At 38.8% G+C, this 24824-nt stretch carries 24 protein-coding genes, 2 tRNA genes and 1 pseudogene; 16 read left to right on the top strand and 11 right to left on the bottom strand.

Annotated features, from left to right (window positions below; genetic code table 11):
• Positions 1-10: 10 nt before the first annotated feature.
• The 3 genes from AC07WY_RS16620 to pyrC form a co-directional block, all read right to left on the bottom strand.
• Positions 11-86 (bottom strand) — tRNA-Glu (locus AC07WY_RS16620).
• Positions 87-106: 20 nt separating this feature from the next.
• Positions 107-766, bottom strand: a complete 660-nt coding sequence (gene rnt / locus AC07WY_RS16615; RefSeq protein WP_004722393.1) for a ribonuclease T — start codon at positions 764-766, stop codon at positions 107-109.
• On the bottom strand, positions 751-1785 hold the full coding sequence (gene pyrC, locus AC07WY_RS16610) for a dihydroorotase (RefSeq protein WP_096733465.1): 1035 nt from the start codon (positions 1783-1785) through the stop codon (positions 751-753). Before pyrC ends, rnt begins: the two co-directional genes overlap by 16 nt.
• A gap of 524 nt (positions 1786-2309) precedes the next feature.
• On the opposite strand from pyrC, the gene AC07WY_RS16605 reads away from it, so the two are divergent.
• From AC07WY_RS16605 to AC07WY_RS16595, 3 genes are all read left to right on the top strand, one after another.
• The gene (locus tag AC07WY_RS16605) at positions 2310-3341 is read left to right on the top strand and encodes a L,D-transpeptidase family protein (RefSeq protein ID WP_494736768.1); all 1032 of its coding nucleotides are present in this window, start codon (positions 2310-2312) and stop codon (positions 3339-3341) included.
• Between the two features lie 164 nt (positions 3342-3505).
• Positions 3506-4087, top strand: coding sequence for a DUF4112 domain-containing protein (locus AC07WY_RS16600; RefSeq protein ID WP_494736767.1), 582 nt, complete (start codon positions 3506-3508; stop codon positions 4085-4087).
• Between the two features lie 53 nt (positions 4088-4140).
• Positions 4141-4494, top strand: a complete 354-nt coding sequence (locus AC07WY_RS16595) for a bleomycin resistance protein (protein WP_004819718.1) — start codon at positions 4141-4143, stop codon at positions 4492-4494.
• Positions 4495-4677: 183 nt separating this feature from the next.
• Here the strand turns inward: AC07WY_RS16595 and htpX are convergent, their stop codons facing one another.
• Together htpX and AC07WY_RS16585 are read right to left on the bottom strand one after the other, a co-directional pair.
• On the bottom strand, positions 4678-5583 hold the full coding sequence (gene htpX / locus AC07WY_RS16590) for a protease HtpX (RefSeq protein ID WP_004819720.1): 906 nt from the start codon (positions 5581-5583) through the stop codon (positions 4678-4680).
• A gap of 312 nt (positions 5584-5895) precedes the next feature.
• Positions 5896-6747, bottom strand: a complete 852-nt coding sequence (locus AC07WY_RS16585; RefSeq protein WP_494736778.1) for a lytic transglycosylase domain-containing protein — start codon at positions 6745-6747, stop codon at positions 5896-5898.
• A 538-nt stretch (positions 6748-7285) separates the two neighbouring features.
• On the opposite strand from AC07WY_RS16585, the gene ttcA reads away from it, so the two are divergent.
• Positions 7286-8194: a tRNA 2-thiocytidine(32) synthetase TtcA gene (gene ttcA, locus AC07WY_RS16580; protein ID WP_004722379.1), complete on the top strand. Its 909-nt coding sequence runs from the start codon at positions 7286-7288 to the stop codon at positions 8192-8194.
• Positions 8195-8419: 225 nt separating this feature from the next.
• The gene (locus AC07WY_RS16575) at positions 8420-8803 is read left to right on the top strand and encodes an SCP2 sterol-binding domain-containing protein (RefSeq protein WP_004722377.1); all 384 of its coding nucleotides are present in this window, start codon (positions 8420-8422) and stop codon (positions 8801-8803) included.
• An 83-nt stretch (positions 8804-8886) separates the two neighbouring features.
• On the opposite strand, the gene AC07WY_RS16570 is transcribed toward AC07WY_RS16575, so the two are convergent.
• On the bottom strand, positions 8887-9996 hold the full coding sequence (locus tag AC07WY_RS16570) for an MltF family protein (RefSeq protein WP_004722376.1): 1110 nt from the start codon (positions 9994-9996) through the stop codon (positions 8887-8889).
• 554 nt (positions 9997-10550) lie between these two features.
• Here AC07WY_RS16570 and greB point away from each other — a divergent pair.
• On the top strand, positions 10551-11024 hold the full coding sequence (gene greB / locus AC07WY_RS16565) for a transcription elongation factor GreB (protein ID WP_004722375.1): 474 nt from the start codon (positions 10551-10553) through the stop codon (positions 11022-11024).
• Between the two features lie 111 nt (positions 11025-11135).
• Positions 11136-11225, top strand: a tRNA-Ser gene (locus AC07WY_RS16560).
• Positions 11226-11241: 16 nt separating this feature from the next.
• On the opposite strand, the pseudogene AC07WY_RS16555 reads toward AC07WY_RS16560, so the two are convergent.
• The 4 genes and pseudogenes from AC07WY_RS16555 to AC07WY_RS16540 form a co-directional block, all read right to left on the bottom strand.
• Positions 11242-11461: pseudogene (locus tag AC07WY_RS16555) on the bottom strand (hypothetical protein); the annotation flags it as partial.
• Positions 11462-11528: 67 nt separating this feature from the next.
• The gene (locus AC07WY_RS16550; protein ID WP_494736766.1) at positions 11529-11966 is read right to left on the bottom strand and encodes a DUF2147 domain-containing protein; all 438 of its coding nucleotides are present in this window, start codon (positions 11964-11966) and stop codon (positions 11529-11531) included.
• 17 nt (positions 11967-11983) lie between these two features.
• Positions 11984-12937 carry a fumarylacetoacetate hydrolase family protein gene (locus AC07WY_RS16545; protein ID WP_494736765.1) on the bottom strand — a complete coding sequence of 318 codons (954 nt, stop codon included), beginning with the start codon at positions 12935-12937 and terminating at the stop codon, positions 11984-11986.
• 19 nt (positions 12938-12956) lie between these two features.
• The gene (locus AC07WY_RS16540) at positions 12957-14036 is read right to left on the bottom strand and encodes an amidohydrolase family protein (protein WP_494736764.1); all 1080 of its coding nucleotides are present in this window, start codon (positions 14034-14036) and stop codon (positions 12957-12959) included.
• Between the two features lie 188 nt (positions 14037-14224).
• On the opposite strand from AC07WY_RS16540, the gene AC07WY_RS16535 reads away from it, so the two are divergent.
• Complete coding sequence (locus AC07WY_RS16535; RefSeq protein WP_494736763.1) at positions 14225-14689, top strand: DUF2147 domain-containing protein; 465 nt, start codon at positions 14225-14227, stop codon at positions 14687-14689.
• Between the two features lie 53 nt (positions 14690-14742).
• Here the strand turns inward: AC07WY_RS16535 and AC07WY_RS16530 are convergent, their stop codons facing one another.
• Positions 14743-16029, bottom strand: a complete 1287-nt coding sequence (locus AC07WY_RS16530; RefSeq protein ID WP_494736762.1) for an OmpP1/FadL family transporter — start codon at positions 16027-16029, stop codon at positions 14743-14745.
• Positions 16030-16249: 220 nt separating this feature from the next.
• Between AC07WY_RS16530 and AC07WY_RS16525 the strand changes: the two genes are divergently transcribed.
• The 8 genes from AC07WY_RS16525 to AC07WY_RS16490 all read left to right on the top strand — a co-directional run bounded on the left by AC07WY_RS16525 (position 16250) and on the right by AC07WY_RS16490 (position 24542).
• Positions 16250-17110 carry an alpha/beta fold hydrolase gene (locus AC07WY_RS16525; protein WP_494736761.1) on the top strand — a complete coding sequence of 287 codons (861 nt, stop codon included), beginning with the start codon at positions 16250-16252 and terminating at the stop codon, positions 17108-17110.
• A 12-nt stretch (positions 17111-17122) separates the two neighbouring features.
• A complete protein-coding gene (locus AC07WY_RS16520) occupies positions 17123-18127 on the top strand; it encodes a VOC family protein (RefSeq protein ID WP_494736760.1) in 1005 nt (334 codons plus the stop codon).
• Between the two features lie 17 nt (positions 18128-18144).
• Positions 18145-19881 carry a bifunctional 3-(3-hydroxy-phenyl)propionate/3-hydroxycinnamic acid hydroxylase MhpA gene (mhpA, locus tag AC07WY_RS16515; RefSeq protein ID WP_494736759.1) on the top strand — a complete coding sequence of 579 codons (1737 nt, stop codon included), beginning with the start codon at positions 18145-18147 and terminating at the stop codon, positions 19879-19881.
• Positions 19878-20657 carry a 2-keto-4-pentenoate hydratase gene (locus AC07WY_RS16510; protein WP_494736758.1) on the top strand — a complete coding sequence of 260 codons (780 nt, stop codon included), beginning with the start codon at positions 19878-19880 and terminating at the stop codon, positions 20655-20657. Before mhpA ends, AC07WY_RS16510 begins: the two co-directional genes overlap by 4 nt.
• Positions 20658-20666: 9 nt before the next feature.
• On the top strand, positions 20667-21635 hold the full coding sequence (locus AC07WY_RS16505; protein ID WP_494736757.1) for an acetaldehyde dehydrogenase (acetylating): 969 nt from the start codon (positions 20667-20669) through the stop codon (positions 21633-21635).
• A 3-nt stretch (positions 21636-21638) separates the two neighbouring features.
• A complete protein-coding gene (dmpG, locus tag AC07WY_RS16500) occupies positions 21639-22667 on the top strand; it encodes a 4-hydroxy-2-oxovalerate aldolase (protein WP_494736756.1) in 1029 nt (342 codons plus the stop codon).
• Positions 22668-22671: 4 nt separating this feature from the next.
• A complete protein-coding gene (locus AC07WY_RS16495) occupies positions 22672-23520 on the top strand; it encodes an SDR family oxidoreductase (protein ID WP_494736755.1) in 849 nt (282 codons plus the stop codon).
• Between the two features lie 407 nt (positions 23521-23927).
• Positions 23928-24542: a TetR/AcrR family transcriptional regulator gene (locus AC07WY_RS16490; protein WP_494736754.1), complete on the top strand. Its 615-nt coding sequence runs from the start codon at positions 23928-23930 to the stop codon at positions 24540-24542.
• The last annotated feature ends 282 nt before the right edge of the window (positions 24543-24824 follow it).

Raw genomic sequence — 24824 nt, 5'->3', positions numbered from 1 at the left:
AATAATTAGATGGCGACCCTACGGGGATTCGAACCCCGGTTACCGCCGTGAAAGGGCGATGTCCTAGGCCTCTAGACGATAGGGTCGTTTAGAAGATGGCGATATCTTATTGATCCGCCACCAAATTGTCAAGTAAGTGAGGTGCGAGTTTGTTCAAAATATAGCAAAACAGTTCAGCCGTCTTTTGAGTATCGTACAAGGCCGAGTGAGCCTCTTTACCATCGAACTCGATTCCAGCTTGAATACATGATTTAGCCAAAACAGTTTGACCAAACATGACCGCACTTAAAGTCACAGTATCAAATACAGAAAAACTATGAAAAGGGTTTTGATTTTTACTGCCAGTTCGCGCAATTGCAGCTCTTAGGAAGCCTAAATCAAAATGGGCATTGTGTCCGACCAAGACCGCATGGGTACAATGTTGCTGACGACGCACTTCATTAACCGCCTTAAAAATACGCTTTAATGCTGTTTTCTCATCTTCAGCCATTGCCATACGCATTGGATTAAATGGATCTACACCAATAAAATCCAAAGAACGACGATCTAAATTTGCACCTTCAAAAGGATTGATGTGTGCATGATGTGCTTCACCTGGAACAAATTTTCCTTCAGCATCATACACAATGGGGATGCATGCGATTTCAAGCAATGCATCGGTATCTGCATTAAAACCTGCTGTTTCAACGTCAACCACAACGGGTAAAAAACCACGAAAGCGTTGTCCAATCACAGGTAATGTTTCAGTTGTCACACCTTTCTCCATTGGATGGTTTTTCCAGCATAAAGTGGAATAATGTGTTCACCATCCAAATAATCTAAACTTTCAGGGATTACCTGATCTTCTTTCACAAGGGTAATCTTATTTGTGTTGCGAGGCAAACCATAGAAGTCTGCACCAAACATACTAGCAAAACCTTCTAGGCGTTCGATTTTGTTGACTTGATCAAAAGCCTGAGCATAAAGCTCAATTGCTGTAGGTGCACTATAGCAACCTGCACAACCACATGCATTTTCTTTGGCATTTTTAGAATGTGGCGCACTGTCAGTACCCAAGAAAAACTTAGGGCTACCGCTTGTGGCAACTTCAAGTAGAGTTTGTTGATGAGTTTGACGCTTTAAAATCGGTAAACAATAAAAGTGCGGTTTTATACCACCGACCAACATATCATTACGGTTAAACAGTAAATGTTGTGGTGTGATCGTCGCAGCAACATTGCGATCTTGTTCAAGCACAAAATGCGCGGCTTCACTGGTGGTAATATGTTCTAACACCAATTTTAATTGCGGAAATTGTTTAAGTAACGGTGAAAGTACTTCGTCTAAAAAGCGTTTTTCACGGTCAAAAATATCCACATGTTGATGGGTAACTTCACCATGTAATAGTAATGGCACTTGATGTTCTTCAAGCTGTTCAATCACTGCATAAACTTTACGAATGTCACTGACACCATTATCCGAGTTGGTTGTTGCACCAGCAGGATAGAGTTTAATTGCATTGACGAATTGAGACTCTTTGATTTTGCGAACTTCATCTGGAGAAGTATGGTCGGTAAAATACAGTACCATACGTGGGTCAAAATCAACCCCTTCAGGGACATGTGCCATAATACGGTCACGATAAGCATTCGCTTCATCTACAGTTTTCACAGGTGGAACGAGGTTCGGCATACAAATCGCACGGGCAAATTGTTTGGCTAGATCTGGAACTGTACGTTTTAAGGCAAGACCATCACGCAGGTGGGCATGCCAGTCATCTGGCTGAAGCAAAGTGATCGTATTCAAGGCAATTCTTACTGACAAAATAAATGAGATGATAATCTATAACACTTTAAAATGATAACAGCTATTTCTAATCAATAATTCAAATTAAATGATTAAAAACAAATCTAAAGCTTATATTTTGTTCGGATTGGTCATGTGTGTGTCATGATTGAGTGCTAATGCTGAATAGAAAATCTACAACTGTATAACATAGCAATGATTTTCAATTGCTTAATTTGAATTTATTTTAAAATTACCGTTTTTAAATGATTAAATAGTCAAAATGTACTATTGCATATTTTTCTTAAAAAATGATAATAAAGTCATACAAAGATAAACTTCCAGCATACATAATTTTCATTTTATGAATAAACACGCTATTGATCTTATACAATTGTGTTTAAAGCCTTGAGAATATAAATGATCGTTCAAGGTGTGTGTGACGTCGCTTTTATTGTTTGAGATCAGTATACTATGTGTCTGTAATACAATAGTTTATTAGATAAGTACATCAATTATAATATTGAGTTAATAGAGAGCTTTATATGGGCAAGTTTCTGCCAAACCTGATTTGCATCATGTGTCTTGTGGGTTTAAATATTCAAAGTCAAATTTTTGCCAAACAAAATGTAAAAGCTGATAAAAGTCAAGAAGCGATAAAAGCGGACTTAAAACAAGATTGGTCAGTGAACAGCATCAATACCGCCAATTGGACAGAAAATATTGGCAGAGGGCAATTCCCCGTTTATGCCCGTGCACAAGTGATGCTCAATAATTTACATGCTTCGCCTGGGCCAATCGACGGTAAAAGTGGCAAGAACTTTTTAAAAGCACTTGCTGCGTATCAACAGATTAAAAGTTTACCGATTAGTGGTGAACTGGATAAACCGACTTGGGACAGTTTGTTAAAAAATCAAAAATCTGCAGCGTTTGGAACTTATCAAATTACTGCAGCGGATATTAAAGGGCCTTATGCCAAATCAATTCCGCGAAATTATGCCCAACAAGCAAAAATGCCAGGTCTGTATTACACCCGTGTGACTGAAATGTTAGGTGAAAAGTTTCATATTGATGAAGACTTTCTTAAACAACTCAATCCAAAAGCTAACTTTAAAAAAGTAGGCGAAACCATCAATGTACCGATTGTACGCAATGATTTGCCTGAAGGTGTGGCCTTAATTATTGCGCATAAGCCTGCGCGACAACTTTATTTATACAATAGTGCAAATCAAATGATTGCATCTTTTCCTGCCACAATTGGGGGTTCTGGTACACCATCCCCGAAAGGGACGCATAAGGTCATTAAAGTTGCCGCAAACCCTGTCTATGGTTATAACCCGAAAAACTTTGTTCAAGGGAGCAACCGTCAAAAGCTGGCATTACCGCCTGGTCCAAATGGTCCTGTTGGCAATATGTGGATTGCTTTAAGTAAACCGACATTTGGTATTCATGGTACGCCGAATCCTTCATTAATTTCAAAGACCGCTTCTCATGGTTGTATTCGTTTGACCAATTGGGATGCCAATGATTTAGGTCGTAAGGTTCAACCGGGGACTGTGGTTAAGTTCTTAGATTAATCCCGTTGTATATCCGAAAAGGCTGAGTAGTTTAAAAGAGCGCTCAGCCTTTTTTATGGTATTGATAAGATTTTGCTACTGTAAATATTAAACTTATACACAACATACTGAATTTATTGGGTATGATCAATTTAACTTCACCATGTCAAAAAATTGAAATCTTTATGGGTACAGAAAAAAAATTATCTACTCAAGAAGTCATTAAACTTGAACGAGATTTGGCTAAATTTGCCAATATGATGGATTCAGTGGTACGTATTCCATTTACCAAACAAGGGGTAGGGGCAGATGCAGCACTCAGTACCATACCGATTGCTGGTGATGTCGCGGGTTTTGTATTGACTTGTTATGCGGTTTATAAAGCTAAACAGATTGGCGTGCCTCAAGCAAAGCTCAACGGGGTATTAAAATTGGCTGTGATTGACGGCGTTGTGGGGTGTATACCGATTGCTGGAACTTTATTTGATATTTTTATTCGGCCCAGTCGTAGAGCTTTAGACGTTGTACATGACCATATTCAAGAAGAATATCAGATTTATAGTGATGATCATGTGGTTCATCCATTTTTACATGAGAAGCTAGAACAAAAGCAACAGCAATCTGCATTTTGGCGTAATCCTGTTATTGCTTGGATTTGGATTCATATTCCCGATATTTTAGGCTTGATTGTTTTGATCCTGATTGGACTTGCAATGTGGTTTGGCGTAAATATGTTATGGGATTGGTATCAAAGCTATCGTACATAGATTCCAACATTGAATTGATTTGAAAATGTAGATATTAAAATACAGAGGTGATCATGCAAGATTATATTTCGGCAAACCTTCCTGCTATTGATTTTGATCATACTCGTAAATTTTACGCATTCTTAGGTTTTCAGTGTGATTATCAGTCCGCAGAATGGATGATCTTAAGTAAGGACAGTTTGCTGGTTGAGTTTTTCCATCACCCCAATTTAAATCCAAAAGAATCATGGTTTAGTGCCTGCTTAAGAACACATGTCTTGCAAGATCTTTTTCATTTTTGGCAAGGCTTAGATTGGGCACAATTCCCAGAAGCACGAATAACAGAAATCCAGTATCTCGAAGAAATTGATATGTTTTGTGTGATTGATCCGAATGGAAGTTTAATCCGTTGTATCCAATTAGATTAATTCCTCAAATTGGTATTGGTATTGGTATTGGTATTGGTATTGAAAGTAAGAAAGTAAGATAGCAATTGCACGTTAAATATCGAACAAGCAAAAATTAAAAATATGATGTACCCATAAACAAAGCCCCCATATTGGAGGCTTTGTTTTTCTAATGATCACTGCGATTGAGCGAGCGTGTATAGATTAAGGTAAATTAAGTTGACGTAAAGCGGCAACACGTTGCTCGATGCTCGGGTGAGTTTGGAATAAAGCAGCCAAACTAAAACCTTGCTCTTTACCTTCTGCGATCGCAAAAGCTTTCATTTCTTTCGGCATTTGATCTGGCATTTCAGATTCAGCCTGTAGACGCAATAATGCGGAAATCATGGCTTCTTTACCTGCAAGTTGAGCACCAGCTTCATCTGCACGGTATTCACGATAGCGAGAGAACCACATTACGATTGCCGAAGCCAATATACCGAAGACGATATCAAGCACGATGGTAATTGCAAAATAAGCCAATCCAGGCGCTTCACCATCTTGACGACCAAAGACATTACGGTCAATAAAATCACCAACCACACGGGCAAAGAACATTACAAAGGCGTTCACTACACCTTGAATAAGGGATAATGTGACCATATCACCATTGGCAACGTGACCAATCTCATGCGCAAGCACGGCACGCAATTCATCTTTGTTCATGCGTTCGAGCAAACCTGTTGAAACCGATACCAGCGCATCGTTTTTGTTCCAACCTGTAGCAAATGCATTGGATTGATAAGATGGGAAAATACCAACATCTGGCATTTGAATACCAGCACGTTGTGAAAGTTGAGCAACCTCTTGTAATAACCAAACTTCGGCTTGGTTACGAGGAGCATTCGGGTCGATTAATTCAGTACCTGTGGTTTTTAGCGCCATCCATTTGGACATAAATAGGGAGATTAAAGAACCTACCATACCAAACACTAAACAGATGACCATCAGGTTGCCTAATTTAAGACCGCCAGCGCCGTAGTAACTACCAACACCTAATAATGATAGGATAATGCCAGCTACAACCAGTACCGCGAGGTTGGTTAGCAAAAACAAACCAATCCGCATCATGGAGAGAATCCTCTTATAAATAATAAATAATATGACGTATTAAATAAATCATGAAATTCAATATGAGGTTTAGATGATTAAAATTCAAGAATAATGGGAAAAATCTAGCGGGCAAAAAATAACAAATTCAAATGAAATGGATAGTGGATAAGCAATTTATTTAAAAAAATAGACAAGTTAAAAAAAGATTCTCTGTATTAGAGAAAACATTATTTTTTTCAGCAATTTGTTGAAAATATGTAATTGCACAAATTAAGTGCATTATTTACTATTTTAGCAACATAATTTTGGGGATATTAAGCGCTTAAGTAATTAGTTGCCAATGGTGATTTGTGCTGTCGCACTGGCATGTGCTGTTGAATAAGAACCCGCAGGTGCATCTGTGTAAGTCCCATCAGAAGCAATAATAATTGGTCGAGAACTATATTTTACGGGTTGAATATTTGAACTGTTGCTGATTTGTGGTGTCGGCTCGACTTGATTGGAGAAATCATTTTGATTTGATTGGGCAATGATTTGTCCAGTACTGGTTGAAGTGCCAATATTATTTGCAGATAAATTTAAACCACCAGCATAGAGGTTGTTTAAACGACTGGTTACACGTTTGACATAGTCTTGGGTTTCACGGAAGGGAGGAATACCGCCGTATTTGTCCACATTCCCTTCACCAGCATTATAAGCCGCTAAAGCTAAACTGGTATTGCCATTAAAGCGTTTCATTAACCAACTGAGATATTTGGCACCACCAAAAATATTCTGCTGTGGATCATAAGAGTTAGACACATTGAAGCGACGAGCCGTTGCAGGCATCAGTTGCATTAAGCCTTGTGCACCGACAGGAGAACGGGCATTGCTATTAAAGCCAGACTCGGTATGCATCACTGCTTTGATTAAGCCTTCAGACACACCATGGGTCTGCGCAGCTTGGCGGATAATACTGTCAAAAGAGTTTTTACTTTTACTATAACTTGGCAGTACTGCGGATTCTGAGCTGCCCCAGTTGCTATAACTGTGAATATTACTGTCTTTATAATAAGTTACTTTGACTTTTTGCAGTGAACGATCCGAATTTTTGCGATTGGTCAGCAAGGTTGTCCCATTTTGGTCTTTGTAGAAATAAATTTGACCTGCAAATGTTTGCGATGTAAATGAAGCAAAGCTCATACACCCTAAAATAGACACTAGCGAACCCGTAATTAATTTTTTCATTTTGTAGTAATTAAAATATTTCCCCAATTTTTGGGAGTTTAACAAAGTTATTGAACAAGAAAAACTATGAATTGAGTTTTAACAATACAATCGCGAAAAAGCAAGTGCTATTTGTTGGCATATTAATCAAAAAAAATTTTATATTTTTTTTAAAATATATTTATTGACTATGCTAAACAATTGAAAAATATATATAAAATATAATGGTTAAAAAATGATCAATCTAAAGAGAATGCCCATCATTGCGTGAGAAAACTTTGTCAAGCCCCAAACAATCCACAATTTTATCCACAGGTTTTGTGGAAAACTGTGGAAAAGTCCAAAAGATAAGCACTTCGGCTAAAAAATGAACTGAGCCGTCTATTTTAAATGTGGAAATACGACAGGAAGATGACCAGATAAAAATTGATGCAAAATAAAAAAATCTTTAGATGCGGTTAACGTTCAAATCAGATAAAATTGCCCAGTATTTTTTTATGGGTTTATCTCGTCTATGTACTCGCCAGTTGAGTCCGAACAAGGATTTAATTTTAAACCAGAGCTTCCAACAAGTTCAGCTTATTATCGTCTTTTGAAAAAACTTCGTCGTCAAGTCGGCCATGCAATTCGTGACTTTAAAATGATTGAGGAAGGCGATAAGGTAATGGTCTGTGTTTCTGGTGGGAAAGACAGTTACACCTTGCTTGATATTTTGTTGCAATTTAAACGTATTGCACCGATCAACTTTGATGTTGTCGCAGTGAACTTGGATCAAAAGCAACCTGGTTTTCCTGAAGATGTGTTACCGAAATATTTGGAAGAAAATAATATTCCTTATTATATTTTGGAAAAAGACACCTATAGCATCACCAAGCGTTTGACACCTGAAGGGAAAACTTACTGTGCAGTGTGTTCACGTTTACGCCGTGGTTCACTCTACGGTTTTGCGCAAGAGATTGGTGCGACCAAAGTGGCATTGGGTCATCATCGCGATGATATCATTGCAACGTTCTTCTTAAATCTATTCCATGGTGGTAGCTTAAAAGCGATGCCGCCAAAATTATTGTCTTCGGATAAAAAGAACATTTTGATTCGCCCTTTGGCTTATGTCGAAGAAAAAGACATCATCAAATATGCTGAAATTCGTAAATTCCCGATTATTCCATGTAACTTATGTGGTTCTCAGGAAAACTTACAACGCGCCATGTTAAACGACATGCTACGTGGTTGGGATAAACAATATCCAAAACGTTTGCACAGTATTTTTGGTGCATTACAGAATGTTTCACCATCACAATTGGCTGATCGTGATTTATTTGATTTTGAAAAATTGGATGAAGAACGTGAATTCGATATGAAATGTGATACGGAAGAAATGAAAAAACGTTTAGATGTTGTAAATCTTAGTTTTGCAGCAGATTGATCTTTTTTGCCAATTAAATGAACGAATCGGGCATTCATATTGAGATGAGTGCCTGATTTAAAAAAATAAAACGATAAAACCGATAAAACATGAACAGTCCGTACAAAAAACTTTAGCCCAAATTGAAATTATCATGCTATAACATTGGGCAAGCAAAACTGCTTCAACCTGATGTTGTCTGGATAGATAACACAATAAATTGAATAAATAATTTGAGGAATGAACATGCCTGCATTTTTAACTGATGATTGGTTTGCAAATGTTGAAAAATTAACTGCTGAAGCAGGTGATTTAAACTTACCACCAGCACTTTCAGGTTTAGCAATTAATTTGGTTGTTGCAGATGCAGATGGCAACACAGAGCTTGCTTTAGACGGCGGAAAAATCGTCAAAGGTAGTTCTGCAAATGCGAAAACAACATTGAACATGGATGCTGAAACACTTCGTAAAGTATTCTTAGAATTTGATATGGCTGCTGCAATGCAAGCATTTATGACAGGCAAAATCAAAGTTCAAGGTGATATGTCTCAATTGATGGCTTTACAAACAGCGAAGCCAAGCCAAGAGCAAAAAGATTTATTTAAGAAAGTATTAGAGCAAACTGCTTAATCCTTTTAAAATAAAAAAGCTTACCCGAGAGTAAGCTTTTTTATTGCCTGATTTTTACAAATCCAAGCGATTTAAAATACAGATTAAATTTCTAGTAATCGAGGTGTGGTCTTAATGTGTTCTAAATAAGCCCGAATACGTGTGACATACTGTACCGCTTGTTTATAACGACCATTACTTGCTTGATTACGTGTCAAATAATTATAAAGATTCATCCAGTCATTGGGATCTTTACCTTGTGCTTTGATGCGCTTTTGAATACCTTCAACTGCACCAGGGCCCATATTGTATGCAACCAAAGCATACCAGTGACGATCTGGATTACGAATATAAGAATAACGACTCAACATCATATCAAAATATTTTGCGCCGCCTTGAATACTCTGAGCGGGGTCACTACGATTACTAACACCCATTTCTTTGGCTGTGGTATTGGTCAACATCATCAAACCACGGACACCTGTGGGAGAAACAGAGTCTGGTTTTAAATATGATTCTTGATAACCAATTGCAGCAAGCAGGTGCCAATCTAAGCCATATTGCTGTGCAGAGCGCTTAAAGCTGGCTTTATAAATCGGTAGACGAGAACTTAAGTCACGTTGAATCACGTTCCAATCGTCTTTCTTGACGACATTACGATTATAAAATGAGGCAAGTTGCTGGGTTGAACCATTTTGTTTGCTTTGGCAAATGAAACCACTTGCTGTTGCTGTTAATGGATCTTCAGCTTGTTTAAATACCCAATTTAATTCTGGGTTTAAACCATTACTTTTTAAACTGTTAAAATCACCACAGCTTGCTGAAAATGAGGTTAAACGTTCTGCTTCGATGCTTTGCATATTTGCGGTGGTAATCGCAAAATTCGCCTTACCTTGAGCAACCATTTTCAATGCTGTTGCATTGTCAGAAACAGTTTTAAGCTCAAGTTTAACGTTTAAACTTTCAGCATAGTTATGGGCTAAGTCATAGCCGAAGCCATGCTTATAGTCTCCATCCTTAAACACGATGCTTGGATTGGAAACCGCAACTACAGTCAATTTACTCGAATTAACTACAGCATTGTATTGATTGTTCTTACTCGCATTAATACTAAAAGGAATTAATGCAGTGGATAAAACTAAAGTTTTGATTGGCAGCGCACGAAAAAATGAGTTAAGGCTAAGCCTCGACCCAGAGGTTGAACTACTGTGCATGTTGTCTCCGCTACAAGTAATTTATTGCCCTAAAAAGTAATAAGCACAAAAACGCTTAAAAACTTCTTATAGTTGGTAAATTCAATAAGGGTGGGCAGTCATGAACGTCATTCAAAAAATGACATGTGGGATAGAAAGATTTTGCAGAAAAACTACAAAATTAAAAAAATAAACTCATAAAACATGTGCGCATAATATAGGCGGTTTTTGGATCTGTCAAACTTTGTATGAAAAATGATCAATTTAAAATATTTAAGATAATGATTTTTAAAGGAATATTTTTTTAAAAATTGTAGGAATTTTAAAACTGAAATACGCTGCCAAAAACTGTAAGCAAATGTTCCAAATGTAAGTTAAGAATTACCACTTTTAAAAGGTTTTCTGATTGAATTTTATGTCTGAATTTAAATAGGAAAAAAACGATTTTATTGCTTTTTAAAACTTAAAATGCGCTATTTTTGAGCTGACATCTTTACGCTATTGGCTGTAGACTGTAGCAACATTTTTTAAAAAATAAGTATCAAGTGCATATGTATTTTAAATGGTTTTAAATCATGAAATCTAATTTAATTACCCGTTCAGGGCATGATCTGTTGGTCGCTGAGTTACAACATCTCTGGCGCGAAGAGCGACCTGAAATTACCAAGAAAGTGACATGGGCTGCCAGTCTGGGTGACCGTTCTGAAAATGCTGATTATCAGTATAATAAGCAGCTACTTCGAAAAATCGATCGTCGTGTACGTTATTTGGGGAAGCGTTTAGAAGAATTACGAATTATTGATTTTTCTCCAGAGCAAGCAGGCAAGGTGTATTTTGGTGCTTGGGTTGAAATAGAAAATGACGAAGGCGAACAAAAAACCATACGTCTGGTCGGAGTAGATGAAATTTATGATCATCATCCGCAACATGTCTCAATTGATTCACCGATGGCAAGAGCTTTACTGTCTAAACAAGTTGATGATGAGGCAGAAGTGGATACACCATCAGGGAAAAAACGTTGGTATATCAATTCAATTCGTTATGAATAGCTTGAATATTCATCAAATTAGCGAGATTTGACTTTATTTTGTACATTTGATTGAAGAAATACTGAAAAAGATTTGCCAAGTCGCAATTTTATTTATATGATAGCCGCCATTGGAAGCGTGGCAGAGCGGTTTAATGCACCGGTCTTGAAAACCGACGAGGGTGTGAGTCCTCCGTGAGTTCGAATCTCACCGCTTCCGCCAAATATTTTAAAGGGAATCAAATGAATAGTTTGATTCCCTTTTTCTTTGGCACAATTTTGGCACTATTTGAAATTATAGCGAAATCTTCTTTATTCTTATCTGAGCTAATTTACTTCCTATAACGTTTTATTAGCATCAGCTTACTATGACGAAACTGTGAAGCCACATAGTGGATTGAGTCCATTCATTAAGCACACGGTCGCATAAGTGTGACAAGTGTTATAGGCAGGGCGGAATGGGGTAGCCTTTTGGGATTGAACCTACTACTCAATCCCAAAATAAGAAAACTCTAATTCTTTCAAATCATTTAACTTTATACCAGGTTTGACTTCTACCCAGTGCAGAAATACCGATATAACCTCGGCCACTGAGCTTCTTGCCATCAGGAGATAGGGTTGCATTAAAGCTATAGGTTTTACCTGTCTTAGGATCTAAGATTGATCCATTCGTATATTTGTTTTCACCTGAACTTTTTAAATTTTTGACGATAGTCAGACCAACCAATGATTTGTTTTGGTAGGCTCCTTCGCACTTGCTACATTTATTCGCTTCACTAGGAACCAGAACTTTTTCAATGGTCGCTGATAAGGCACCATTTTTATCTTCATTAAATCTTACAAGAGCCCTTGGTTGATTGGTTTGATCATCAATCGTTTTCCATACCGTACCATTGAGCTGGTCTGATGCGAATGAATGAACTGGATGAGCAGCAAGTAAACATAAAAACAAATATTTTTTCATAACAATGGATTCTCTAATTAACAAACAGTATGTTTTTGATAGCCTAAATTGATTTTGCCATCACTACTAAAAATATGAGATTCAATCTGATCACCAATTTTTAGATATTGGGAGCGTCGGGACTGGCTTTTGTTAAACAATTGCCATTTGAGCTTCTCAGGTAAAAGTCCCATCATTTTTATCAGTGTTGTCGATGGCAATCCAAGTGCACATCCAGATGGCGTACCTGTCATGAGTACATCACCCACTTCAAAATTAGTTATCTGGGAGAACTCAGTCAGTGTCTCAGCGTGTTTAAAGACTAGATTCTCGGTAGAGTCTTGTTGACGGACTACACCATTTACTTTTAGCTTAAGTTGTAATTTGTTGAGATAATGCATTTCTGCCTTACTCAATAAACAAAGCACAGGGCCAAGCGGACAGAACGTACGATAACTTTTTCCCTTATAAAATTGGATTTGTGGAATCTGTATATCACGCGCTGAAATATCATTGCCGATACATATGCCTGCAATATATTCATGTAAATTTTCGGTGGTGACGGTGACACAGCCTTGCGTTTTTTTCCCCAACACCAGTGTTAATTCAATTTCATAATCTAGTAAATCAACATGGTTTGGCTTTTCAATCCATCCTGTTGGTCCATGCATTGATGCCAAGGATTTGGTAAAAAACATATTAAATGATTGAGTATCAGGATTGATGCCTGAATCAAGCATATGCTGGCGGTAATTTGCACCCTGACATAATATTTGTGATGGATTCGTAATTGGACTGAGTAGCTCTATCTCATCGAGTAAGTATTTTTCTTTACTCTCCATCGCTAATTTTGCTAGTTTTAGAATGCCATATTGAATAATTTCTTGGGTGCTTTCAAAGTCATGCAGAAAGGAAGTAATTTGATCTTCCTGAATGAGTCCCCAACATTTTTTATGTTGGGTATCAATAAAATGAACTATATGTAAAGCCATAACAAATGTCTCAATAATCTTATTTCGCACGCTTTTTTTCTGCAATTGCAATAATCGGCTGGGTCATCCAACGTTTAAATTTATTACCCAAAGATTCCTGTTGGTAAATTGGACGTGGACTGGCTTCTTCATTTGCTTTTTTGTATTGAGGGAACAAACTAAGTGCATTTCCTCTTTGAGTTTTATAATGATCTGACTCATTAAAAATGCTTAACTCATCAAGGGTCTGTACTTGCATATGTGACACTGGCGCAGGTGCAAATGGAAAATCACTACCAAATAAAATTCGTTCAGTACCTACAAGTTCTTTTAATGCTGACATGGCGTAAGGAGATGGTGATAAAGCAGTATCAAAATAAAAACGCTTGATATAGGTCATGATCCCTTGTGGTGCATTTTTATTCATTTCAGTCATTAAGTTACCTAGCGAGACTCGCCATGCAATATAAGGTAGGAACCCCCCTGCATGCGCGAGAATAAACTGGATATCTGGATAGCGCTCCATCACCCCTGAAGTGATTAAATTAACTGTTGCACGTGTGGTATCAGGTAAAAATTCTAGAATAAATCCAGGCGTGGTCAATCCTAGATTTTCACTGGTCTCATGCAGATTTGGATGAATAAACACAATCGCTTTACGTTTGTTGAGTTCAAACATGAGTTCTTCAAAGCGGCTGTCACCAAGAAAAATACCATTGGTACTTCCCAATAAGACAATGCCATCCGCTTTCAGGACTTCTAATGCATATATCGCTTCAGCACAAGCTTCTTGAGTCAAGGGCATCGGAAGAACGGCAAAGAATCCAAACCGATTTGGAAAGTTTTGACGCATTTCAGCTGTGTATTCATTGCATTGACGAGCCAAGCGACATGCTTGTTGTACATCTCCAAAATAGACACCGGGAGCGGACAGAGAGACGAGTGCAGTCTCAGTGCCAATCTGATCCATAATGTCAATCGATTGTGTTGGTGTCCATATAGGTAACGGGGCACCAGCGACTTTATCGATGCCTTTATTCAGCATCGCTTCTCTAAAAACTGGAGGAACAATGTGATGATGCACATCAATTCTTCCTTGCTGAAATATTGTGTTTGTCATATCTGTTCCTCAGCAGAGTTGTAATTTTTTAGTCGCTAGTATTTCTAGACAACAAAATATCAATAGGCTTATATTAGATCAATAGTGATTAAAATTGAACAATAGTGTTTAATATTTTTGTATTATTTTAATTGGAATACGTTTAGTTTTTTTGAAAAGATAATTTTAACGAGCGGGGGGAAATGTTTATGAAATCAGTAGGGATGATTTTTATCCAGATTTTTCTATTCAATATTTTTATATCAAATACATGGGCTCAAGATATTACGGGGATGTGGAAGGCAATAGATGATAAAAATGGTTATGTAAGAGCAAAGATCAATATTTACAAAAGCTATGATGGTCAATACGAAGGTAGAATTGAGGAAATATACCCTTTGCCTGGTCACAGCTCGGCTTTAATGGATAAATGTTTTAAATGTAAGGGGGAGTTAAAAGATATCCCATTGAAAGAAATGAGGATTCTTTATGGGTTTAAGAAAAATGTGAATCGACCTAATGAGTATAATGATGGTCATGTGATTGATCCGATGAATGGTAATATTTATAAAGGAAAAATTAAAATGAATGGGAATGGTACAAGAATAATTTTACGAGGATATATTGGTACTTCAGCCTTAGGTCGAAGTCAGGTTTGGATAAAAATAGACTAAGTGTTAATAACCCAAGTCCACCTTATTTGATAATGTGAACTTGGGCTATACCATTAAAATTTATAATTTAACTGAAGTGAAAAAATATCTGCGTCAGTGTCAAAAGAACCATTGAGTGTCTGCATCGTTGGTTTACCTGCAACAACAGTTGGACTTTCAATTGTTGCCTCATTTGCAAAAATATGTGAATACCCAACATCTATACCGAGGTTTTGTGTCACTTGAAAACCTGCCCCTAAAGAAACCCAGATTCTATCGGTATCTGGAAATCGAACCGTTCGATCAGAGGATGACTCAACCACAGATTGATCATAGGCCATACCGAATCGAAGTTGTGTCATCGGTGTAATTTGATAGAGTGCGCCGATACTTGATCTTAAACCGTCTTTAAAGTTGAGTTGTTCCTCGTATACAACGGCATTACTGTTAGGATTTACTGCACTAAAAGCAGGAAGAATAGACCAATCATACCAAGTAAGTTCTGCAAGCGCTGTCCATTGAGGCGTAAAACGATAGGCGCCTGCCAAACTCGCACTTTGTGGCATTTTAACCTCGACCGTAGCTGGATTAACCAATTTTGCAGCAGGTGTTGTGACGGTTAGAGAACCATCCAGTTTTAAACTTGTTTCAGAACGATAAGTTAAACCCAGATCTAACTTATCCGTTGGTCGTAAGAATATCCCTATATTTCCGGCCCAGCCATCTCCATCCCCTTTTAATTCACCCTGAGCATCCCCCAAGTAAAGAGATGGATTAGTATTGATCAGCGGTGCCGCTTTTCTGGTAAGCGTGGCATCAAAATCAAGATAATTTAATCCTAATCCAACCATGAGTTGCGGATTGATTTCAAATGCCAATGAAGCATTTACGTTCACACCTGTGACTTCAGTTTTAAGCCCTTGATATCGCCCAACAAAATCTTTATCCCACTCACCTTTATTGCCATAAAGTGGAGATACACTCATCCCTACAGCAAATGGTTGTTCACTGCGATATACATATTGGGCACTTGGCACGATAAATTTTCGTTCAATGTTAGCTTCCTCACTCCCTGTTGGAACGATGGGGGAAATTGATGAGTTTTTTTCCCCTTTGAAATTGGTTTGTGCATCAACATAGGATGCTGAACCTGACAAATAATGGCCTGAACTTAAACCCATCATTGCTGCAGGATTATAGGCGACCACACTTGCATTCTGTGCAAGTGCTGATGACCCCGCAAAAGCATAACCTACACCAGATGCAGTCTGTGTATCGACAAAAACACCAGATGCATAAGTTAAAGAGGCTGGGCTTAAAATAATAAAAAACATAAATTTTGATTTGAGTGATCCAATCACAGTGGCATCCTTGAAATAAACATGAATATAAAATATTAAACAAAAATGTTCAAAATACAATCCATGTGTAAAATTATATTTTTTTAGGGTTTTTAACGAATAAATTTTTATAAAAATTATATCTAACTGAAATATATGGATTTTAATTAAATGAACAAATATTGATTAATTTGAACACCTGTGTTCAAATTAGTTGTGTGAAGTATATGAGAAAGAAAAAATGACGAACACGAATACGTTGACATCCCAAATGGTGAAATTTGGTCAGAGACAGATTTTCTTAAGTGAACAGGGTGAAGGTTTCCCGATTCTTATGTTGCATGGCGGTGGTCCAGGTGCTTCTGGATTATCGAATTATTCTAAAAATATAGACGCTTTAGCGACTAAACATCGTGTCCTTATCCCAGATATGCAGGGTTATGGACAATCTTCAAAAGGTGTAAATCGAGATGATCCATTTGGAGATTTAGCTGAAATAATGTTGGATTTGTTGGATGCATTGAAAATTAAGCAAGTTCACATCATTGGCAATTCACTTGGTGGTGCATGCGGTTTACGCATGGCGCTAGAACAACCAGAACGAGTAGCAAGCTTAATTCTTATGGGACCTGGTGGAATTAATACGACCAAAGGTCTACCGACGAAAGGTCTGAACTGCCTATTAAATTATTACGCTGGTAAAGGACCAAGTATGGATAAGCTTAGAACCTTTATCCGTGAATATCTGGTTTTTGATGGCAGTCAAGTTCCAGAAAGTGTCATACGAGAACGTTTCCAAGCCAGTATTGATCCAGACGTGGTTGCAGCACCGCCATTAAGACGACCTACAGGATTGAAAAGCGCCATTCGAATGGACTTCAGCCGTGATTCACGACTTAAAAAAAGCAAAGTTCCAACCTTGGTAGTTTGGGGTGCGAATGATTTAGTGAACCGTCCAAGTGGAGCATTAACCTTACAAAAGATCATGCCAAATTGCGATGTGTATTTATTTGCGAACACTGGTCATTGGGTGCAGTGGGAAAGAGCTGATGAATTTAATCAACTCAGTCTAGATTTCTTTGCTAGGCAAGCTATCAATTGAAAAGGTGAATATATGAATAGCACCACAATAGATCAGGATATTTTTGGTTCAGTCCGTATGGGTTATGCAGTGATTGAATCAAACAAATTAAAACAGTGGAATGTGTTTCTGCAACAAGGTTTAGGACTGCACTTTAACAATGAAGAACAGTCAATGAATGAACTTAGCTTTCGTATGGATCATCATGCTAAACGTCTAATTGTTCAAAAAGGCAGTGCAGAAGACTTTATTGCATTGGGCTGGCAGGTTACAGACCAAAAATCACTAGACATTATTCTCAAACGATTGGTTGAACGTGAAATTATCGTTGAAAAAAGTACACTGGCCGAGGCTGAGCAAAGAGGCGTAAAGCAATTCTGGCGCATCTTGGGACCTAAAAAACAGAATATCGAGCTGTTTGTTGAAGCCAACTTGAGTGATGAACCCTTAAATATGCTGACCTCAAGCTTTGTGACGGGTGATGCAGGAATGGGACATGTGGCGATTACCTCGCGGAAGCCTTTAAAGATGCAACGGTTTTGGCAGGAAATCTTTGATGCAAGATTGAGTGACCAGATTGAGCAAGTCATTAGTGGTGTAACACTGGATGTAACTTTCTTACGTCTAAATGAACGTCATCATTCAGTTGCGATCGCTACGACCAGAGAAGTCGCTCTAGATCCGATTCGGACTAAAGTGCAACACATGAATCTACAAGGTGCCTCTTTAGATGACTTATCCAATGCCTTTCAAAGATGTAAGCAGCTTGGTTATGAAATGGCGCATGAAATTGGGCAGCATCCAAACGACAAGGAATTGTCGTTTTATGTGATTAGTCCATCAGGTTTTGAAATTGAGTTTGGCTGGGCTGCATTGGTGGTTGATGAAAGCACATGGAAGCCGACTAAGTATTTTGCAATCAGTTCTTGGGGACACAAGCCCGAGAATCCAAGCAAGCTGTATATGCTTTCCACCAATTTAAATAATTTGAAGCAGGGAATCTCAACTGTGATTCATCCTGAATATTCACCCATCTAGTTTTAGAGGTTCTAAACATGACAGGTCAGAAAATTAAAAAAACGACATCACAAAATGTAGATGTGGTGATTGCAGGTCTAGGACCAACTGGATTGGTATTGGCTCATATTTTAGGCAAACGTGGACACCAAGTATTGGTGTTGGAACGTGAACCTGTATTTTATGGCAATGCCCGTGCGGTGTATACCGATGATGAATGTATGCGTATTTTCCAGTCGATTGATATGGCGGAAGAACTACAAAAAGATATGCTCTTGGATACGCCTGTACAACTGGTTCGTCCAGATGGAACCGTGATTGCACAATACAAACCTTTAAAACGTCCATTCGGTTGGTCGGTGGTGAATTTCTATTATCAACCTTATTTAGAAAAATCGTTAACCAATGCTTTAGCCAAATATCCAAATGTTCAAATTTTGCGTGGACGAGAGCTGATTAATTTTAGTCAAGATGCAGACAGTGTGACTGTGATTCATCAGGCAACACAAGTCTATCGTTTTAGTGATGAGACTGATGTTAAAACAGAAGTACAGGGGGATAATGACGTCCAACAAGTTACCGCACGTTATTTGGTCGGCGCTGATGGTGGTCGTAGTACGGTTCGTGCCAAGCTTGGTATTGAAATGTCAGGGAAAAACTTCCCAGAGCCATGGCTGGTTGTGGATCTAAAACAGAAAGACCGAAATAAGGGCTTACGTCATCTACCGTATTTTAATTTTGTAGTTGATCCAGATCTACCGGTAGTGAGCTGTGTACAGCCAGATGGATTCCATCGCTTTGAGTTTATGCTGAAAAAAGGTCAACCCAAAGAATATATGGAACAACCTGAAACAGTACGTATGTTGTTATCCAAATTCGTAAATCCTGATGACTTTGAAGTAAAACGTAAACTGGTCTATACCTTCAATGCCTTGGTTGCCAATCAGTGGCGAGATAAACGTGTGTTTCTGGCAGGTGATGCTGCCCACATGACTCCACAATTTATGGGGCAAGGCGCAAGTTCAGGTATCCGTGATGCAGCCAATCTAGGTTGGAAACTCAGTGCGGTCCTCAATGGTCAAGCGGGTGAAAAACTATTATATAGCTATGAAAGTGAGCGTCATGATCATGCTAAAGCAATGATACAAGGTTCAGTATTACTCAAAGACCTTGTTTCAATGACCAACCCATTGATTGGAAAAATCCGTGATGGCGTGATTAAAGGAGTGCTTGCTACTCCTAAACTCAAAGAGTGGGGGCAGGAAGGTGGCTTTAAACCAAAACCTGTCTATACCAAAGGTCAGTATTTTGGCTTAGCGCGTCAGCATCGTTTGAGCCCAGAAGGTAGTCTTTCACCACAGCCAATCGTTAGAGGTTTTGATGGTAAACAAACTTTACTGGATTCCTTGCTGGGTGAGGGCTATGCCTTAATTGGCTTAAGCGTAGACCCAACACAAGGCATGTCTGAAACATTTAAGCAGTTTCTAAAACAGTTGGGGTGTCAGTTTATTACGCTTTATCCCTATGCTGAACGCCCACAAGCACATACTGCACGGAACCTGAACCCTGATGTATTGGAAGTAGAAGATATCGAGGGCAATATGGTGAACTGGTTAAGAAAGAGTGGGCAAGATAAACCTGTTGCTTTATTACGACCAGATCGATTTACCTTTGCTGTTTCCAGACAAGCGGAAATCAATGCAGTTATTCAACAGTTACAACAGCAATTAGAACTGGAGCAGAGATCTAAGCAATACAATGAGGTGACTGTATGAGTATACATTTACATGCAGCAGCAGAAGCCCTTAGACAAGCGCGTGAATCTGGTGAAACAATTGCCCCAATTACTCAGCGTTATCAAGTTTCTGGATTGGATGACGCTTATACAGTGGCACAAATTAATACAGAATATAAGCTGAACCAAGGTTCAAGAATTATCGGGAAAAAAGTAGGTTTAACCTCCAAAGCGGTTCAACAGCAGCTAGGTGTAGATCAACCTGATTTTGGAATTTTATTTGATGATATGGAATATCTAGATGGTGACAGTATTCCCGTCAGACAATTATTGCAACCTAAAATTGAAGCGGAAATCGCATTTATTTTGGCAAAAGATTTAAGCGGGTATGCTCCGTCTTGGGGAGAGTTCCTTGCTTCTCTAGCCTATGCTGTACCTGCATTAGAAATTGTTGATAGCGCGATTCATAACTGGAAAATCACACTGGAAGATACGGTGGCAGACAATGCCTCTTGTGGTTTGTTTGTTCTTGGAAGCCAACCTATATCCATTGGTCATTTAAATTTCGCGAAACTGAAAATGGAGCTAGAACACAATAAAGTCGTGGCATCAAAAGGCAGTGGAGCGGCTTGTCTTGGTCATCCGTTGAAAGCGGCTTGGTGGTTGGCTCGTACCATGTGTGAAAAGGGTATGGGATTAAAAGCCGGTGAAGTCATTTTATCTGGTGCGTTAGGTCCGATGGTCAATGTCCAAGCTAATGATAGTGTGACTGCCTATATTGGCCGTTTAGGTTCTGTCAGTTGCCATTTGGTATAGGTGGAGAATATGAATAATCAATCAAAAAATAAAATCAAGGCTGCAATTATTGGTAGTGGCAATATTGGCAGTGATCTCATGATTAAGATGCTACGTTACGGTGAGCATCTTGAAATCGCTGTCATGGTTGGTATTGATCCAGAATCGGATGGTTTGGCTCGTGCCCAAAGAATGGGGGTTGCAACCACGTCTGAAGGTGTTCAAGGGCTTATTCACTTACCTGAATTTAAAGACATTGATATTGTTTTTGATGCCACTTCTGCCAATGCACATATTAAAAACCATGCCTTATTAAGACAACATAAGCCAAATATCCGTATGGTGGATTTAACCCCTGCGGCAATTGGTCCTTATTGCGTTCCTGTGGTGAATCTGGAACAACACATTGACCAGCTCAATGTCAATATGGTGACTTGTGGTGGACAAGCAACGATTCCGATTGTTGCAGCGGTCTCAAAAGTTGCCAAAGTCCATTATGCTGAAATTGTGGCCTCTATTTCCAGTAAGTCAGCTGGTCCAGGAACACGGGCAAATATTGATGAGTTTACTGAAACAACATCGAAAGCTTTGGAAACGGTCGGTGGTGCAGTAAAAGGCAAAGCTATTATTGTCCTCAATCCTGCTGAACCTCCTTTATTGATGCGTGATACGGTGTATGTGTTGTCTGAAGCTGCGGATCAGGCTGCGGTTGAAGCCTCGATTGAGCAGATGGTGGCTGAGGTTCAAAAATATGTTGCTGGCTATCGCTTAAAACAAAAAGTCCAGTTTGAGGTGATTCCTGAATCTGCCCCACTCAATATTGCAGGATTAGGGAAATTTTCTGGGCTAAAAACCAGTATGTTTTTAGAAGTTGAGGGTGCAGCGCATTATTTACCTGCCTATGCCGGAAATCTGGATATTATGACTTCGGCAGCGTTGGCAACAGGCGAGAAAATGGCGGCATCAATCCAATCACAACGTGCATCGGATGGGGGCTAAGCAATGGATAAGATCAAAAAATTATATATTTCCGATGTGACTTTGCGTGATGGCAGTCATGCAGTCCGCCATCAATACACCATCCAAAATGTACAGGAAATTGCCAAAGCGTTAGATGAAGCAAAAGTAGACAGTATCGAAATTGCGCATGGTGATGGATTACAGGGTTCAAGCTTTAACTATGGTTTTGGTGCACATACAGATCTGGAATGGATTGAGGCAGCCGCGAATGTACTCAAGCATGCAAAAATTGCAACCTTGTTATTACCCGGTATAGGTACGATTCACGATCTCAAAGCGGCTTATAACGCTGGTGCCAGAGTTGTTCGTGTAGCAACACATTGTACAGAAGCTGACATCTCCAAACAGCATATTGAGTACGCTCGAGAATTGGGTATGGATACCGTGGGCTTCCTGATGATGAGCCATATGACCACGCCTGAAGCATTGGCACAACAAGGTAAACTGATGGAGTCCTATGGTGCACAGTGTATCTATGTGGTGGATTCAGGCGGTACTATGTCAATGAAAGATATTCGCGCACGCTTCCGAGCGATGAAAGATGTTCTAAAGTCTGAAACACAAACAGGTATACATGCGCACCATAATTTAAGTTTAGGTGTTGCGAACTCTATAGTTGCTGTGGAAGAAGGCTGTGACCGTATTGATGCCAGCCTTGCGGGTATGGGGGCTGGTGCTGGCAATGCACCGTTGGAAGTGTTTATTGCCGCTGCTGAACGTTTAGGTTGGCATCATGGTACTGATTTATTTACGTTGATGAATGCTGCTGATGAACTAGTGAGACCATTGCAAGATCGCCCAGTACGTCTAGATCGTGAAACACTTGCATTAGGGTATGCTGGGGTATATTCAAGCTTCTTGCGTCATGCCGAGATAGCTTCTAAACGTTATGGCCTAAATACCGTTGATATTTTAGTGGAATTGGGTCTTCGTCGTATGGTGGGAGGGCAGGAAGATATGATTGTCGATGTCGCTTTAGACCTTCTAAAAAAACAGCAACAGGCAGGATAACAGCATGTCTCAATTCAAATTAAATGGCAAAGTCGCTTTAATTACCGGTGCAAACTCAGGTATAGGCGCAGTCACTGCAAGAGAATTAGCACTACAAGGCTATCATGTCTTTTTAGCGTGTCGCTCTCAAAAGAAAGCACAAGCTGTACTTCAAGAAATCCAAAGTCTTAGTTTTGGGCGAGCAAAGGCGGAATTTATAGAGTTAGATCTCGCTGATTTAGACTCTGTACGTCAGTGTGCGGCACAATTTCTTTCCAGAAACTTAGCCTTGCATTTACTCATTGCCAATGCTGGCTTGGCAGGCCAGAAGGGGATGACTCAATCAGGCTTTGAACTTACATTCGGTATTTGCCATGTTGGGCATTTTCTACTCACCCAATTGCTCACTGAAAAATTGATTGAATCAAAACCCGCACGTGTGATCGTGGTTGCAAGTAAGGCACACCGACATGCACAGGGTATTGATTTCAGTGCTGTATTGAAATCAACCAAAAGTCTGGGTGGCTTAAAAGAATATGCAACAGCCAAACTTGCCAATATATTGTTTGCAAAAGAATTGGGTCGTCGTCTGTATGGTAGAGGTGTCACGACCTATGCCATTCATCCAGGCGTGGTTTCCACCAATGTATGGCGAGGTTTGCCACAACCCTTAGTTAAGCTTATTCGTCGCTTTATGATTAGCCCTGAAGAAGGCGCTAAAACAACACTTTATTGTGCTACCCAGCCACAGCTTGCTGGCGATACAGGTTTCTATTATGAAGATTGTAAAGTTAAAGCTTCTTCTCAAGCTGCTCAGAATATAAATTTAGCCAATGAGTTATGGGAAAAGAGCCTACATTGGGCAAAACAATAAACCAAGTTTTAAGAATACAGGGATGTATTCTTAAAATGCCAATGATATTCAGCAAAATACTACTGTGCAGAAATTTCTTAAAACATTTAAACTGAATAAGTAAGTTAAGAAGTGGAGATATTTTTCCACCTATTCCTACTGGACTAGGATATTTACTGATTTCCAAGCCTTAACGTTTTACTTTAGCTTTGGGGAGCGAATATCTACTTTAGATATTACGCAACAAGGTATATAGCATATTCGTGAGCAAGTTACTCAGTCTATTGAAAAAATGCAGATCAACGGATAAAAGCAAAATTGGGCTGGTTACGTAAGAAACTCATAAAAAGTTTTGATGAATAGTATAATTTGTATAATAATAGTCAAAATTGTTCAAATACTGCATTCCTGTTCAAAAGGCTTAAATTGTGCGTTTATCTTCATCTCAGCAAAGAATCCATAAGACAGCATTAAAACTTTTTGCTGAAAAAGGCTCTACTAATATTAGCATAAGTGAGCTCGCTTCAGCTTCTGGGGTGGCTCGTGGCACTATTTATAATAATCAGTTAGATCCTGATACATTGTTTGAAGACATCGCATCTCAACTTGCGGAAGAAATGAATGCACGTGTTATTAAAACACTAGGGAATGAACCAGATTCGGCAATTCGTCTTGCAACTGGCATTCGTATGTATATTCGTAGAGCACATGAAGAGTCTGATTGGGGACGATTTATATGCCGTTTTGCTTTCAGTTCAAAATCATTAATGGCTTTATGGTCAAGTAGTGATTCACCCCTGCCAGATGTAATGGCTGGTTTAGACAATAAGCGATATACATTCCGTGAGGATCAACTGCTTTCTATCATGTCTTTGATCGCAGGATCTGTTTTGACATCTATTTTTCTCGTATTAGAAGGGCATAAAACCTGGAGAGATGCAGGTACTGAAATCGCTGAGTTATTGCTATACGCAATGGGCGTAGATCGTGATGAAGCCTATGAGATTGCAAGAAGGGAATTAACACCTTTATTAGAGTTATAAAGAATAGCTTTCAAAGCTTGAATCAAAATTTCAGGCTTTTTTATTTAAACTTACTTTTTTTATATAATGAGAATAGCGAGACTATTTTCGAGTTTCATAACGAAGGCTGAGATAATTTTAGCCACAACCCTGAGCAAGAACAAAGCACTGCTTTGTTTGCAGTGCAAGGCGCAGCGGGGGACTAGCGTATTTTTTGCCGCTACGTGTTGCCTTGCGAAACGATGTTTCTCATTATTTAGAATGACTAAATTTTGTATTTCGTACCTAGTATCGCCTAAAAAA

The organism is Acinetobacter sp. GW821-FHT01C12 (assembly GCF_059422625.1).
Note: the sequence above shows the minus strand (reverse complement) of the source record. Positions and strands in the feature narration are given on the sequence as shown.